Source organism: Mesorhizobium sp. STM 4661 (assembly GCF_000359125.1).
Taxonomy (GTDB): domain Bacteria; phylum Pseudomonadota; class Alphaproteobacteria; order Rhizobiales; family Rhizobiaceae; genus Mesorhizobium.
Genome location: NZ_CAAF010000048.1, coordinates 20,986 through 37,197 on the forward strand (window position 1 = coordinate 20,986; position 16,212 = coordinate 37,197).

Sequence of the window (16,212 nt, forward strand, 5' to 3'; positions counted from 1 at the left end):
GGTTTTAGGGACATTGCCGTGGCGGTGACGCCGCATCGCGCCCCCCCATGCGGAATTTTCAATGAATATCCAGACAAATCCCACCCAGATGGAAAAGACGAGCGCGAGCTTCCCGGCCATCACCGAAGAGCCGATACGCTCCCATTTCCTGCCGGAAGATCGCCTGCGCACGCTGGGCGCAAGCCTCGCCAAGGGCGACCTCAAGGATTTGTTCGGTCTGACCCCGTTCGACTTTCAGGCGCGCATCCGCGACAGCGCCAAGAAGATCCTCGAGGTCTACCGCTCGACCAATGCCGCGCAGGCGAGGGGCGAAACCATCACGCCGGCCGCGCAGTGGCTGCTCGACAACAACTATCTGGTCGAAGAGACCATCTTCCAGGTCAAGCGCGACCTGCCGCGCCGTTTCTACCGGCAGTTGCCGACCCTGAAGCTGTCCGAAAGCGCTGTCGTGCCTCGTGCGCTGGCGCTGGCCTGGACCTATGTCGCGCATTCCGACAGTTCCGTCTCGGCGAGCATGTTCAAGGCGATCGTCGAAGGCTTCCAGTCGGTCGAACCGCTGAAGATCGGCGAGCTCTGGGCATTGCCGTCGCTGCTGCGCTTCGTGCTGATCGAAAATCTTCGCCGGATCGCGGTCAGGGTCAATCGCACAAGGCAGATGCGCCAGATCGCCAACGAAGTCGCCGACCGCGTGCTGGCGACCGACGACAGCGCCGACCGCCAGGCCATCCTGTCGAACTACGGCGCCCATGCCCAGGACACCACCTTTGCCACCCAGTTGCTCTACCGTCTGCGCGACGGATCGCAGAACGCCGGCAGGGCGCTGGAATGGCTGGAAGGCGAGCTTGAAAAGACCGGCTCCGACGCCGAGGAAATCATCATCGGCGAGCATCGCACGCTGTCCGGCGGCAATGTGACCACCGGCAACATCATCCGCGGCCTCAGACTAATCAACGATATCGACTGGACGGTGTGGTTCGAAGGCGTCAGCCGCATCGACACGCTTCTGCGCGAGCGTACCGATTTCGCCGCGCTCGATTTCTTCTCGCGCGACCAGTACCGGACAGCCATCGAGGCGCTGGCGCGCCGCTCCGATCTTTCCGAATTTCGCGTCGCCGAAAAGGCGATCGAACTCGCCGGTCATGCCTCCGTCACCGATGCCCCGGTTTCGGATGCCTCTGCCGCCGAAACCGGTCCGATCGCTCACACCGACGTCGGCTTCTTTCTCGTCGGCCCGCGCCGGCTGGAACTGGAAAAGGCGATCGGCTATCGGCCGACCGTAAGCGTCGCGGTCAAACGGGCGTTCCGCAAGACCGGATGGCTGGGCATCGTCGTGCCGGTGTTCGCGCTGACGGTCCTGCTTCTGGTCCTCTCAGGCAATGCGCTTGCCAATCTCGGACTGTCCGTGCCTTCCATCGTTTTGATGCTGGCGCTGTTTGCCGTGCCGGCCAGCGAAGGCGCGCTCGCCTTTTTCAACACCGTCGTATCGTTGTTCCTGAAGCCGACGCGTCTCATCGGCTACGACTACAGGCATGGTCTGCCGCCCGAGGCGCGCACGCTGGTGGTGGTGCCGTCGCTGATCGGCTCGCGCGACGACGTCGAGGAAAACATCCGCAACATCGAAGTGCATCATCTCGCCAACACCGAGGACGAAATCCATTTCGCGCTGCTTTCGGACTGGCCGGACTCGAAGACCGAAATCGATGCGGCCGATATCGAGATCCTCCAATATGCGCGTGACGAGATCGCGCGGCTGAACGCCCGCTATCCCAGCGAGGGCGGGCCCCGCTTTTATGTCCTGCACCGCCGGCGGCTCTACAACGAATCCCAGGGTGTCTGGATGGGCTGGGAGCGCAAGCGCGGCAAGCTGCACGAGCTGGACCTTCTGCTGCGCGGCGACAGCGACACCACCTTCCTGCCGCTGGATGTGCCATTGCCTGAAAACGTGGTCCATGTGATGACGCTGGACGCCGACACGCGTACCACCCGCGATGCCGTCGCCACTTTGGTCGGCAAGCTTTGCCACCCGCTCAACCGCCCGCATTTCGATGCGGCAAAGCGCGTCGTCACATCGGGCTATACCATCCTGCAGCCGCGCATCACCGCCTCGCTGACCAGCGGCGACGACGCCTCCTTCTTCCAGCGGATCTTTTCGGCCAATCGCGGCCTCGATCCTTACGTTTTCGCCGTGTCGGATCTCTATCAGGACGTTTTCGGCGACGGCTCCTTCACCGGCAAGGGCCTCTATCATGTCGACGCCTTCGAGGCGGCGCTGAAGGGTCGCATCGAGGAAAACACCATCCTCAGCCACGACCTGCTCGAAGGCGCACTGGCGCGCTCGGCGCTGATCACCGACGTCGAACTGGTCGAGGACTATCCGACCCGCTATTCGGTCGACGCCTCGCGCCACCATCGCTGGGCTCGCGGCGACTGGCAGTTGCTGGGCTTCATCCTCGACCCGCGCTCGGGCGTGCCTGCGCTGTCGCGCTGGAAGATGGTCGACAATCTGCGCCGCTCGCTGACACCGATCTTCTGGGTAATGGCCGCGATCGCCGGCTGGACGCTGCTGCCTTTCACGCAGGCCGCGCAGTGGCAGGCGCTGCTGATCCTCACGCTGTTCATGGCGCCGACCTTCGATATCGTCAATTCGATCCTGCCGAAAAGCGGCGACCAGACGCCACGCGGCCATTTCTCGGCGCTGGCGCACGATGTGGTCTTCGGCACCGCGCTGGTAGCGCTGAAGATCGTGCTGATGGCGCACAATGCCTGGATGATGGGCGACGCCATCATCCGCACTCTCTACCGCCTGTTCGTCAGCCGGCAGAACCTGCTCGAATGGCGCACCGCCTCGCAGGCGCACAAGAATGGCGACAATGATCTTAGCTCCTACTATGGCATGATGTATGGCGCCGTGATCATCGGCGTCGTCGGCCTCGCCATACCGGTGCTCGCCGATTCCACCGGCGCCTTCGTCGCCTTCTTTTTCGCGCTGTTCTGGATCGGCTCGCCGGCCGTCGCCTGCTGGATCAGCCGCTCGGCTGAAACCGAGGATCGGCTGCGCATATCGGCGTCCGACATCCATGCGCTGCGTACCGTCGCGCGGCGCACCTGGCACTATTTCGAGACCTTCGTCACGGCCGAGCACCACAATCTGCCGCCCGACAATTTCCAGGAGAGCCCGGCGCCCGTCGTCGCGCCGCGTACCTCGCCGACCAATATCGGCGTCTATCTTCTGTCCGTGGTTTCGGCGCGCGACTTCGGCTGGATCAGCCTGTCCGACGCCATCACCCGTATCGACGCCACCATGACGACCATCGAGAGCATGCCGCGCGACCGCGGCCATCTCTTCAACTGGTACGACACGACGACGCTGAAGCCGCTCTATCCGCTCTATATTTCCGCCGTCGACAGCGGCAATCTCGCCGGCCATCTGGTGGCGGTGGCCGCCGCCTGCGCCGAATGGGCGGAAGCGCCTTCCGTCCATCTCCAGGGAGACTTCGAGGGCATCCTCGACACGGTGACGATCCTCGACGAAAGCCTCGAGGAATTGCCTGACGACCGCCGCCAGTTGCGGCCGTTGCGCCAGCGTCTCGCCGACCGCCTCGATGGCATGCGGCGGGCGGTCCTGTCGATCAAGGCGCAGCCCGAGATGGCGTCGATCCGCACCATCAACCTGGCTGTTCTGGCCGGCGAGATCCGCAAGCTCGCCGTGGCCATCCACACCGAGGCCGTGTCGACGCGCAGCGACGTCATCGCCGACTGGGCGGCCAGGCTGGAGGCCACCTGCGAGGCGCATGTCCATGACGCCCACAGTGACGACAATGCCGTCGAGGCCTTGCGTGCCAAGCTGCTGGCGCTGCGCGAGCGCACCCGCCGCTTCGCCTTCGAGATGGATTTCTCCTTCCTGATGCGGCAGGAACGCAAGCTGCTCTCGATCGGCTATCGGGTCGAGGAGCATCAGCTCGACGAAAGCTGCTACGACCTTCTCGCTTCCGAGGCGCGGCTGACCAGCCTGTTCGCCATCGCCAAGGGCGACCTGCCGACCGAACACTGGTTCCGGCTCGGCCGGCCGATCGTCGAGATTGGTTTCCAGGGCGCGCTGATGTCCTGGTCCGGCTCGATGTTCGAATACCTGATGCCGCCGCTGGTGATGAAGGAGCCGCAAGGCTCGATCCTCAATCAGACCAGCAAGCTGATCATCAAGCGCCAGATCCAGTATGCCCGCTCGAAGAATGTGCCCTGGGGCATTTCGGAAGCGGCCTACAACGCCCGCGACCGCGAACTGACCTACCAATACACCAATTTCGGAGTGCCCGGGCTCGGCCTGAAGCGCGGCCTTGGTCAGAACACCGTGATCGCGCCTTACGCGACAATTCTTGCCGCACAATTCACCCCGCGCGAATCCGTGCAGAACCTGGCCAGGCTGAAGGCCATCGGCGCGCTTGGCCGGCACGGTTATTATGATGCGGTGGATTTCACGCCGCAGCGCGTGCCCGAAGGCACCGATCATGCCGTCGTGCTGAACTACATGGCCCACCACTCCGGCATGTCGATCGCCGCCGTTGCCGACGCCATCTTCGAAGGGCGCCTGCGCGACCGCTTCCACTCGGATCCGGTGATCGAGTCGGCCGAGTTGCTGCTGCAGGAAAGGGCGCCGCGCGACATCCCGACCGCGACCGTCAGGACCGAGGCCGACGAGCGCTCGAAGGATGAAACCGAAGTCGAGAGCCCGGACACGCGCATCGTGCTTGATCCGCTCAAGGCACTGCGTTCGACCAGCGTCATGTCCAATGGCCGCTACTCGGTGATGGTCACCGCCACCGGCTCGGGCTACAGTCGCTGGGGCGAGCTTGCCGTTACCCGCTGGCAGCCGGATCCGACCGAGGATCGGCTTGGCTCCTATATCTTCCTGCGCGACGCCGGCACCGGCGACTGGTGGTCGGCTACAGCAGAGCCGAAGCGCGCGACGGACGAACGCGTGCAGACGCTGTTCTCCGACGACAAGGCGAGCTTCGTCAAATCCGTGGGATCGCTGCGCTCGGAGGTCGAATGCATCGTCATTTCCGAAGGCAACGGCGAAGGCCGGCGGGTGACGCTCTACAATGATGGCGCCACCGACCGGCACATCGAAGTGACCTCGTTTGCCGAACTGGTGCTGGGATCCGAGGCCTCGGACTACGCGCATCCGGCATTTTCGAAGATGTTCGTGGAAACCGAAATCGCCGCCAACAAGGGTGCGATCTTCGCGACACGGCGCAAACGCGAAACCGACGAACCTGATGTCACGATGGTGCACTTCGTCACCGATCCGTCTGGACCGGCGCGCGACGCCGAGGCCGAAACCGACCGGCGCGCCTTCATCGGCCGCGGCCGCACCATCACTGAGGCCGCCGCCTTCGATCCAGGCGCCAAGCTTGGCGGCCATTCTGGCTTCACGCTGGACCCGGTCGCATCGCTGCGCCGGCAGGTGCGCGTCCCTGCCAACAAGAAGATATCGCTGACCTTCTGGACCGTCGTCGGCGCCGAGCGCGCCGAACTCGACGAAGCCATTGCGCGCCTTGACCATCCGGAAAGCTTCGCCCGCCAGGCGATGCTCGCCTGGACTCGCAGCCAGGTGCAGACCCGTCACCTCGGCCTCAGCCTGACCGACGCCGCCAATGTGCAGAAGCTGGCGCGCTATCTGATCTATCCCGATCCATTCCTGCGCCTTCCCGCGGAATCCATCGCCTCCGGGCTCGGCAAGCAATCCAACCTGTGGCCGACCAGCATATCTGGCGATTTTCCGATCTTCCTGGTCAGGATCGGCGATGTCGCCGACCTGGAAATTGTCGCCCAGGCGCTCCGCTTCCAGGAATATATGCGCGCCCGCGGCATGATGATCGATTTCGTCGTCGTCAACGAACAGGCCTCGTCCTACGTGCAGGACCTGCAGCGGGCGGTCGAGACATTGTGCGAAAACAGCCGCTTGCGTGGTAAGGAGCTCGGACCGCGCCAGCACATCTTCGCGGTGCGCCGCGACCTGATGGACGAGGCGACCTACAAGACGCTGCTCGCTGCCGCGCGCATCGTGCTGCACACGCGCAACGGCACCATCTTCGACCAGATCGAGCGCGCCGAGGCCGCCGCGCTTCAGGCGCGGGATGCTCTGCAGCCGGCCGGCGCCACGGCGCTTCGTGAGCCGTCCTTGCCGGCGCCGACAATGGCGCGGGCCTTGGCGGCCCAGGCCTTGATCGAAAGCCGCGCCGACGGCAGCGGGCTGAGCCTCTGGAACGGTTTTGGCGGTTTTGACGGCGACGGACGCCACTATGTCACTCGCCTTGCCGGCCGGCGCGCGACGCCGCAGCCCTGGATCAACGTCGTCTCCAACGCGTCGTTCGGCTTCCATGTTTCGGCTGAGGGCGCCGCCTTCACCTGGAGCCGCAACAGCCGCGACTACCAGCTGACGCCATGGTCGAACGACCCGGTCTCCAACCGGCCGGGCGAGGGCATCTATGTCTACGATCATGCCAGCGGCAAGGCGTTCTCGCCGCTGGCCGCCGTCGTGCGCGATCCCGCCATGACCTACGAAACATGGCACGGGCAGGGTTTTTCGACCTTCCGTTCCAAGCGTGGACCGCTGTCGATGGACCTTACCCATGTGGTGGACCCAGTCGATCCGGTGAGGATCTCGAGGCTGCGCATCCAGAATTCGGGTTCCGTGCCGGCGCGGCTGCGCGTCTATGCCTATGCGGAATGGGTTCTTGGCAGCCATCGGTCGCGCACGGCAGCGACCATCGTTCCGTCCAGGGACGCCGCGACCGGCGCGTTGCTGGCGCAAAACCCCTACGGGCTCGACTTCAGTGAGCGGGTCGCCTTCCTGGCCGCCGACGGTGCGGCACAGTCGGTGACGGCCGACCGCACGGAGTTTCTGGGCAGGCACGGCAGCAGCGAGTTTCCGCATGCGGTGTTGACTGGCGCCGCCCTGTCGGGCCGCGTCGAGGCCGGCGACGATCCTTGTGCCGCAATCGCGCGCGACGTCGATATCCCTGCCGGCGGCGACGTGACGCTCATCTGGCTGCTCGGCGACGCTGCCTCCGTGGAGGAAGCCAGCGCCCTGGTGCTGCAGCACCGCAGCAAGGATTTCGACGAGCGGCTGGCCGGCAACGAGCGCGTTTGGCGAGGCTTTCTCGACACCATACAGGTCGAGACGCCGGACAAGGCGCTCGACGCCATGGTCAACCACTGGCTGCCCTATCAGAGCCTTGCCTGTCGCATCCGCGCCCGCTCGGCCTTCTACCAGGCGAGCGGCGCCTTTGGCTTTCGCGATCAGTTGCAGGACACGCTGGCCCTGCTTGCCCATGATCCCGGGCTGGCGCGCGACCAGATCCTCAATGCGGCGCGGCGGCAATTCCCCGAAGGCGATGTGCAGCACTGGTGGCTGCCGCGCACCGAGGCAGGCGTGCGCACCATGATCTCCGACGATGTGGTCTGGCTCGCCCATGCCACGGCACGTTATCTGCTGGTGACTGGCGACACCGCGATCCTCGGGGAGCAACTGCCCTTCATCGACGGACAGGCGCTGGGCGAGGGCGAGCACGATGCCTTCTTCACCCCGGAGATTTCGAAGAAGACCGCTTCGCTCTACGACCATTGCGCGCGAGCGCTCGATCTTGCCGTCAAGCGCAGCAGCCCGGCCGGGCTGCCGCTGATCCTCGGCGGCGACTGGAACGACGGCATGAACCGCGTCGGCGAGCACGGCAAGGGCGAGAGCGTCTGGCTGGGCTGGTTCCTGCTGAAGACGCTGGGCGACTTTGCCCCCGTCGCCAAGGCCCAAGGCGACACCAAGCGTGCGCAGGCCTGGACAAAGCACGCGGATGGGCTGAAGCGGGCGCTGGAAAGCACGGCCTGGGACGGGCAATGGTATCGTCGCGGCAGCTTCGACGACGGCACGCCGCTCGGCTCTCGCAATTCCGAGGAGTGCAAGATCGACTCGATCGCGCAGTCATGGAGCGTGCTGTCGGGCGAGGGCGATCCGGCGCGGTCGACGACCGCGATGCAGCAGGCAATGAAGATGCTCGTCGACGACGAGCTCAAGATCGTCAAGCTGTTCACCCCGCCCTTTTCCCGGACAGAGAAGGACCCGGGCTACATCAAGAGCTACCCGCCGGGAGTCCGCGAGAACGGTGGCCAGTACACTCACGCGGCCACATGGTTTGTCATCGCGCTCGCTGAAATGGGGCGCACCGATGATGCCTACCGCTGCTTTTCCATGCTCAATCCGGTCAACCACGCGCTCGACGAGGCCTCTGCGGAGCATTATCGCGTCGAGCCCTATGTTGTGGCGGCCGACGTCTATGCCGGACCAGGCAAGGGCGGTCGCGGCGGCTGGACCTGGTATACCGGCTCGGCCGGCTGGCTTTATCGTGCCGCGGTCGAGGGCATCCTCGGCATAGAGCGCCGAGGACAGCGTATCGAGTTCAAGCCGAAACTCCCTAGCCATTGGGATGGTTACTCGGCAACGCTCAAGATGTTGGGGGCCGAACTGAAGGTTCGCGTTATCCGCGACAAGAAGGTGAAAGCCATATTGCTTGAAGTGAATGGTACAAAGACAAAAGCTTCGTCTTTCGAACCCAAGGCTGGCGACAAAGTCGAGGTGGTCGTTCGGATACCTGCTTAATTTCAACGATTTAGAATGTCTCTGCGCGTGTCTGACGACGCGCATGGCTCCACCGCCTTTGCTTGCGCATAGTCCCTTCCAAAAAGCTGACCGCGGCCTTTTGGGGCGACGCGTAATCACTCGGTGATTAAAATTGTGGCAGCGCCCGTCCGCTGCCATGATTTCGCCGCAAGGCTGACATTTCACCTTTTATCTCAAACCGTTAGGTGATCACGGCAGATTTCGTACCGTCGCTATGTTTTGTTCGCGAAATGGGAACTGACGCGGTACAGGAGCATTGTTTTGCGACGCATCAACCGGTACGACTCTGGAAATGATGCAGTGCACAATAAATAGTTTGGCGGAGTAAGCTGAAGTGTCCCTTCTGCAAATCTACTGGAGAGCGCTGGGTTATCTCGCTGCCGACAGGAAACGCGTTGCGTTTATCTGCGGTGCCAATGTTGCTCTCGCCATCATCGCGATCCTCGAGCCGATCATGTTCGGACGGGTGATCGATGCCATCTCGGAACGCGGCTCCGTCTTTTCGACGCTCGGGCTGTGGGCCGGTCTCGGCGCCTTCAACATCGTCGCCTTCGTTCTGGTGGCACGCGGCGCCGACCGCTTTGCCCATAAGCGGCGCAGCGAGGTTCTTTGCGAGTCGTTCGAACGCGTGATCACCATGCCGCTTGCCTGGCATCATCAGCGCGGCACCTCCAACTCCCTGCATACGCTTCTGCGCGCTGTCGAGACTTTGTTCAGCCTGTGGCTCGAATTCATGCGGCAGCATTTGTCCACCGCCGTTGCGCTGGTTCTGCTGGTCCCCACAGCGATCAGCATGGACCTGCGCATGTCGATGGTCCTGCTCGCGCTCGGCGTTCTGTATGTCGGCATTGGGCGGCTGGTGATGCGGCGCACCAAGGAAGGCCAGGCGGCCGTGGAGCGACACTACCACAGGGTGTTCGCGCATGTGACCGACTCCGTGAACAACGTCGCCGTGCTGCAGAGCTACAACCGCATCGGCCACGAAACCAACGCGTTGAAGCGCTATGTCAAGAACCTGCTCGATGCCCAGAACCCGGTGCTCGACTGGTGGGCGATGGCCAACGCGCTGCACCGCCTGTCGTCGACCATCTCGATGATGGTTGTGCTCTTGATCGGCGCCTATCTGGTGACGCACGGTCAGTTGCGCATAGGCGACGTTATCGCCTTTACCGGCTTTGCCACGTTGCTGATCGCTCGCCTCGACCAGATGTCGGCTTTCGCCAATCAGATTTCCGAGGCGAGAGCGAAGCTGGAAGAGTTCTATCGGCTGGAAGATTCCGCCGCCGATGCGGCGGAACCGGAAGGCTTGCGCGAACTGGGCAGTGTCACCGGCCATGTGCGTTTCGAGAATGTCGGTTTCGAATTCGCCAATTCCGGACAGGGCGTCGACGACGTGTCGTTCGAGGTCCAGGCCGGCCAGACCGTCGCCATCGTCGGTCCGACAGGCGCGGGCAAGACCACGCTGATCAACCTTCTGCAGCGCGTGTTCACACCGGCCAGCGGCCGTATCCTGATCGACGGCATCGACATCCGCACCGTGACCCGCAGGTCGCTGCGCCACTCGATCGCCACGGTGTTCCAGGATGCCGGTCTGCTCAACCGTTCGATCGAGGACAATATCCGCGTTGGCAGGGCCGAGGCGACTTATGACGAGGTCCACGCCGCCGCCTATGCCGCCGCGGCTCAGGATTTCATCCTGTCGAAGAGCGAAGGCTACGACACGCTTGTCGGCGAACGTGGCGGCCAGCTTTCTGGCGGCGAGCGCCAGCGCATCGCCATTGCCCGCGCCGTGCTGAAGGACGCGCCTATCCTGGTTCTCGACGAAGCAACCAGTGCTCTCGATGTCGAGACGGAAGACCGCGTCAAGGAGGCGATCGACGAACTCCGGCGCGACCGCACCACCTTCATCATCGCCCATCGCCTGACCACTGTGCGCGACGCCGATCTGGTCGTGTTCATGGACAAGGGCAAGGTGGTCGAAATGGGTGGCTTCGCCGAACTGTCGATGCGCAATGGCCGCTTTGCCAGCCTGCTGCGCGCCGGTGGCCTGCTCAACGACGAGGAGGTTCGCCGCCTCAGCCGCACCGTGCAGCAGCAGGGCGAGGCCGCCTGAGCGTGCGCGGCTTTCCCTTCTCCCACAAGGGGAGAAGGCAAGAGCTGCTTGCGACACCACCACTCGATTGCCGCAAGCGTCCCGCCGGTTTATGTAGAGCCGCATGAGCGACACGACTTCACGCCTGACCGGCTGGATGGATCTTGCCAACCCGACGCGCTTCGTCGGGCTGGCCGACAAGGTCGTGCCGTGGCTGGCGATCGTCGCCGCGCTCATCCTTGCCGTCGGGCTTTATATGAGTTTCACGGCGCCGGAGGATTTCCAGCAGGGCATCACCGTGCGCATCATGTATATCCATGTGCCTTTCGCCTGGCTGGCCATGATGTGCTACACGCTGATGGCGGTCTCAGCACTTGGCACCCTGGTCTGGCGCCATCCGCTGGCCGATGTCGCGCTTAAGTCGGCCGCACCGATCGGCGCCGTCTTTACGGCCCTTGCGCTGATCACCGGTTCGATCTGGGGCAAGCCGATGTGGGGCACCTGGTGGGTGTGGGACGCGCGGCTGACCTCGGTCTTCGTGCTGTTCCTGATGTATCTCGGCATCATCGCGCTGACCCGCGCGCTCGACGACGCAAGCCGCGCTGCCTGGGCCGCCGCCATCATCACCCTGGTTGGCTTCATCAACATCCCTATCATCAAATTCTCGGTCGACTGGTGGAACACGCTGCATCAGCCGGCTTCGGTGTTCCGCATGGGCGGCGCGACCATCGACCCCTCCATGCTGAGGCCGCTGCTGGTAATGGCGCTCGGCTTCACCGTGCTGTTTTTCGCGCTGCATCTGACCGCGATGCGCACCGAAATCCGCCGCCGCCGCGTCATTTCCATGCGACGCGTTGCGGCGAGGCAGGCCGATAAGCACCACTAGTCTTAGTCTAGAGGGACGCGCCTGAGTTGGCCGTCATTTCACTCTGGTTCGCCTGACAACCACGTATCCTGCATCAACACTATCTGTGACCGCCGAAGCAGGCATGTTGCAATGCTGCAACAGCGATCTCCATAACTTCGATCCTGCCCTCGTTTTCACTGTTGACAGCTAAGCCGTGCACCGGAAGTGATGCATTATATTTGCCTGTTAATTGCCGTGGGGGATTTTGTCGATGAAAGTGCGTCTGCTTGCTGGTGTCTCCGCAATGGCCTTGACGCTTGGCTGGAACTCAGCCAATGCCGCCGACGCGGCGGTCGAAGTTCCGGCGGCTCAGGACCTATGGTACGTCACGCTATTTGGTGGCGCCAGCTTCCCAAATCGCGTGAAAACGCATGAGGACTACTACTACAACAACGACTTTTCGATGGACTTCGACACCGGCTTCGTGATCGGCGGCGTCGTTGGTAAGCGGCTCAACGATGTGTTCCGCGTCGAAGGCGAACTGTCCTATGCGCGCTACAAGGCGAGTTCGTATCTGGAGGGTGGGCATCCCTGGTTTCCGGCTGACGGCGATTTGTCCGCTACCTATCTGCTCGCCAACGTCTGGGCCGACGTTGCCCATTTTGGCGATGCCAAGCTCTATGTCGGTGGCGGCATCGGCGCCGCCTACGTGACCGCCGACACAACTTGGGGTGGTCACGCCTATGGATACGGGTCTGGTGGGTGGGGTTTCGCCGGCCAGGCGGGAGCCGGCGTCACCTACGCGCTGGCGCAGAATATCGACCTCGATTTCGGCTACAGGTTCAAGGCCGTCTCCAGCGTCGACTTCGATTCCTCTCGCGAAGGCAATGCTGTATTCTCGGACGGCAAGTTGAATTCCCACAATCTGCAGCTTGGCGTCACATTCAAATTCTGATTGGTTCACGCTGATTGCCGTGATATCCGGCGATTGGGGGTGAAGGATGCCGCTCTTGCCACGCCGGCAGCCTGTCGGTCTTCCGGCCATGGTCCAGGACTTTCTCCCGGCCGCTGGCGAGTCGGCGCCGGAGACGTTGCAGCGCGGCGTCGACCTGCAGCGCCGCAAGCGCTTTCGCGAAGCCGAGTTCTGCTACCAGACCGTGCTTCGCCGGCAGCCCAAAAATGCCATGGCGCTCAATCTGATGGGCACGCTGGCAATCGAGGCCCAACAAATTGAGACGGCCATCGACTTTATGAAGAGCGCGGTCAAGCTCGAACCGGGCAACGCCATTTTCCGCAACAATCTCGGTAACGCCTACAACCTGACCGGCAACATCGAGTTGGCGCGCAAGCATCTGAAAAAAGCGATCGAGCTCGACGACCGGCTTGTCGAGGCCTTGTGCAATCTCGGCAAATCCTACCGGAGCCAACTCGATGGCGATATCGCCGAGGGTTTCTATCGCCGCGCGCTGGCGGTCGACAGCCAATCGCTGACGGCGCTGGTCGGTATGGGCGACCTGCTCACCGACATGGGCCGGCAAGCCGAGGCGGTCGAATGCTTTGGCCGCGCCATCGCCGTCGACAAGGCGAATGTCGAGGCGCTGTCCGGGCTGGCGCTCGCGCGTCAGGCCGTCAAGGGCGATCCAGCCCTGGCCTTGGTGCTGGCCCGCCTCGAACTGCCGATGACCACCGATCGTGAGCGGGTCGTCCTGCACCACGCCGCCGGAAAAATCCTCAACGACCAGCACGAGTATCGCCTGGCCATCCATCATTTCGCCAGGGCCAAGGCAATTTCCGGCAATGATTTCGACATTGCCCTGCACACGCGGCTCTATGACAGCTTCATCGAAACGTTCGACGCCGGCTTTTTCGAAGCGCGGCCAAAGTTCGGCAATCCATCCGAACGGCCGGTGTTCATCGTCGGTATGCCACGTTCGGGAACAACGCTGACCGAGCAGATATGCGCCAGCCATCACGATATCCATGGCGCCGGCGAGCTGCCGACCATCCGTTCATTGGCCGGCGAACTTGGATTTGACCAGCTTGACCCGGCGGTTTTCGCCAAGGCCATGGCGGCGCTTACACCGGCGAAGGCGAAGGAACTTGGCTCGAAATATCTCGGCTATCTCAACAAGCGCAACGGCAAGGCGGCGCGTGTCGTCGACAAGATGCCGCATAATTTCGAGCTGCTGGCCTTCATCAGCCTCATTTTACCAAATGCCCGCATCGTCCACTGCCGGCGTGACCCGATGGACAATTGCACGTCCTGTTTCATGCATAATTTCTCCGATGCCCACGGCTACAATGCCGATCTGACCAAGCTTGGGCAGTACTACCGGCAATATGATCGCCTGATGCGCCATTGGACCAGGGTCGTTCCGCTGGCCATCCACGACATGCCCTACGAGGAAACCGTGGCCGATCTCGACCCCCGCGCTCGGGGATTGATCGGATTCCTAGAGGTCGAATGGGACGATGCGTGTCTGCGTTTCCACGAAACCGAGCGCACGGTGCGCACGCCAAGCCGCTGGCAGGTGCGCCAGCCGATCTATTCGTCCTCGGTCGAGCGCTGGAAGCTGTATGGCGATGCCCTCGATCCACTGAGGGCTGCACTGGGTCCGCTTGTCCAACCCTGATCCAAACGGGCGTTCGGTCCGAACGACGCCAAGCTCACCCCATCCGACCGCGCGCTGCCACCGGCAGCGTTTCAAGCACCTTGTCGCCGTCGACCAGATGCACCTCGTCGAACAGATTGGTAACCACGCAGCAATGATCGGGCACGACGCGCACGCGCTCGCCGATGCGAAGTTTTGTCTCGCCCGAAAGCGTGACATTGCCATGCTCTTCGCTGAGGCCGGTCACCCTCGCGCCAGGAATACCCAGCAGTTCGCCGAAATCGGCAAGCCCCAGTGTGTCGCTGGAGAGCGCCTTGCTGCCGGCATCGAGGATGGCGCGCGTCGGTGTCGGGTGGCTGACCACCGTCGACAGCACCGTCAGCGCGCAATCGTCGAGCCCACCGACGCCTTTGGCGACCTGGTAGCGGTCGAGATAGATGTACGTGCCGGGCCGGTATTCGGTGACGACGCTGTCCTCGCCCGAGCGCCACATATCCGGTGTGCCGCCGCTGGAGATGCGCTGGCATTCAAGGCCGGATGCGGCGAGTGCGTCACGTGCGCCGGCAAGCCAGGCTTCGGCCTCTGTGGCGCGGCCGGCGGCCGGATAGGTCATCAGCCCGCCGAAGGCGAGCCCCCTGGCCTTGGCGATCTCCCTGGCCAGCGCCACCGCCTCACCGGGGCTCTGCACGCCGCAGCGGCCCATGCCGGTGTCGCATTCGACCAGCACCGGCAAAGGGCGGCCGGCATCGGTGAACGTCGTCGCGAGCCCTTCCAGCGTCTCCACGCTGTCCGCCGTTACAGACAGTGTGACGCGGCCATGCAGCGCCTTGAGGCGCTCCAGCTTGGCGCGGCCAAGAATATTGTAGGGCAGAAAAATATCGGAGAGCCCGGCATCGGCCATCACCTCGGCTTCGCCGATCTTCTGGCAAGTGATGCCGACGGCACCCGCCGCGACCTGCTTCTTCGCCCAGTATGGCAGTTTGTGCGTCTTGATGTGCGGCCTGAGCTTCAGCCCATGGCGGTCGGCATGGGCCTGGGCGCGAGCGATGTTGGCTTCGGCGCGGGCGGCGTCGATCAGGATCGCCGGCGTATCGAGGTCGTCTATGCTGCGCATGGATTGTTACCTTGGGGATTTGCCTGGACTTATGGCCCTGATCGGCCCGGATGTCATGAGGCCAGCATGTGGTTTACGTCGACACCGGATCGGTGTTCGGCTATGCGCTGTAGGCGCCGCCTGAAGAAGGGATCACGATCATGAAACGCTCCACCGTCAACGACATCATCCGCGATGCCGACACTTTCATTCGCTCGTTCGGCTACATCATGCCGCCCTTCGCCTATTGGAGCCCGGAAGAGATGAAGGCGCGCCGGCAGGATTCGTCGGCCATCTTCTCCTCCCGGCTTGGCTGGGACATCACCGATTTCGGCCAGGGCAAGTTTGGCGAACTCGGCCTCTTCCTGTTCACCGTTCGCAACGGTCGCTACGAGGACATGAAGAAGGGCATGGGCATGCTCTATGCCGAGAAGATCATGATCTCGCGCAAGGACCAGCTGTCGCCAATGCACCGCCACAACATCAAGGCCGAGGACATCATCAACCGTGGCGGCGGCAGACTGGTGCTGGAACTGTTCATGCACGATCGCGATGGCGGCATCGATCCGAAGGCCGAGGTATCGGTGCCTGTCGACGGAACCATCCACAGGCTGCCGGCGGGCGGGCTGCTGAAGCTCGACCCGGGCCAGAGCGTCACGCTTCTGCCGGGCGTCTGGCACGCCTTCTGGGCCGAGGGCAAGGATGTGCTGATCGGCGAGGTTTCGACCGTTAACGACGATCTCACAGACAATGTCTTCCGCGAACCGATCGGCCGCTTCGCGGACATCGACGAGGATGTCGCGCCGCTGCACCTGCTCGTGTCCGACTACGAGAAGTGGGTGGGGTAAGCAGGGACGGGCGGTCTTGGCGGTTGGCAAAATTTGCGCCATCTTT

The 16,212-nt window shown here is 63.2% G+C and carries 7 protein-coding genes; 6 read left to right on the plus strand and 1 reads right to left on the minus strand.

The annotated features are described in order from the left end of the window. Window positions 1-61: 61 nt before the first annotated feature. The 5 genes from MESS4_RS15355 (at window position 62) to MESS4_RS15375 (ending at window position 14,246) form a co-directional block, all read left to right on the plus strand. Window positions 62-8,653: a glucoamylase family protein gene (locus tag MESS4_RS15355; RefSeq protein ID WP_006332395.1), complete on the plus strand. Its 8,592-nt coding sequence runs from the start codon at window positions 62-64 to the stop codon at window positions 8,651-8,653. Between the two features lie 355 nt (window positions 8,654-9,008). Continuing rightward, window positions 9,009-10,787: a glucan ABC transporter ATP-binding protein/ permease gene (locus MESS4_RS15360; protein WP_006332396.1), complete on the plus strand. Its 1,779-nt coding sequence runs from the start codon at window positions 9,009-9,011 to the stop codon at window positions 10,785-10,787. Between the two features lie 103 nt (window positions 10,788-10,890). Further along, window positions 10,891-11,652, plus strand: coding sequence for a heme ABC transporter permease (locus tag MESS4_RS15365; RefSeq protein WP_006332397.1), 762 nt, complete (start codon window positions 10,891-10,893; stop codon window positions 11,650-11,652). Between the two features lie 232 nt (window positions 11,653-11,884). Further along, the gene (locus MESS4_RS15370) at window positions 11,885-12,568 is read left to right on the plus strand and encodes an outer membrane beta-barrel protein (protein WP_006332398.1); all 684 of its coding nucleotides are present in this window, start codon (window positions 11,885-11,887) and stop codon (window positions 12,566-12,568) included. A gap of 46 nt (window positions 12,569-12,614) precedes the next feature. Continuing rightward, window positions 12,615-14,246 carry a sulfotransferase gene (locus MESS4_RS15375; protein WP_006332399.1) on the plus strand — a complete coding sequence of 544 codons (1,632 nt, stop codon included), beginning with the start codon at window positions 12,615-12,617 and terminating at the stop codon, window positions 14,244-14,246. Between the two features lie 34 nt (window positions 14,247-14,280). Here the strand turns inward: MESS4_RS15375 and MESS4_RS15380 are convergent, their stop codons facing one another. Next, complete coding sequence (locus MESS4_RS15380; RefSeq protein ID WP_006332400.1) at window positions 14,281-15,339, minus strand: D-TA family PLP-dependent enzyme; 1,059 nt, start codon at window positions 15,337-15,339, stop codon at window positions 14,281-14,283. A 140-nt stretch (window positions 15,340-15,479) separates the two neighbouring features. Between MESS4_RS15380 and MESS4_RS15385 the strand changes: the two genes are divergently transcribed. Continuing rightward, a complete protein-coding gene (locus MESS4_RS15385; RefSeq protein WP_006332401.1) occupies window positions 15,480-16,166 on the plus strand; it encodes a D-lyxose/D-mannose family sugar isomerase in 687 nt (228 codons plus the stop codon). Window positions 16,167-16,212: the final 46 nt, after the last annotated feature.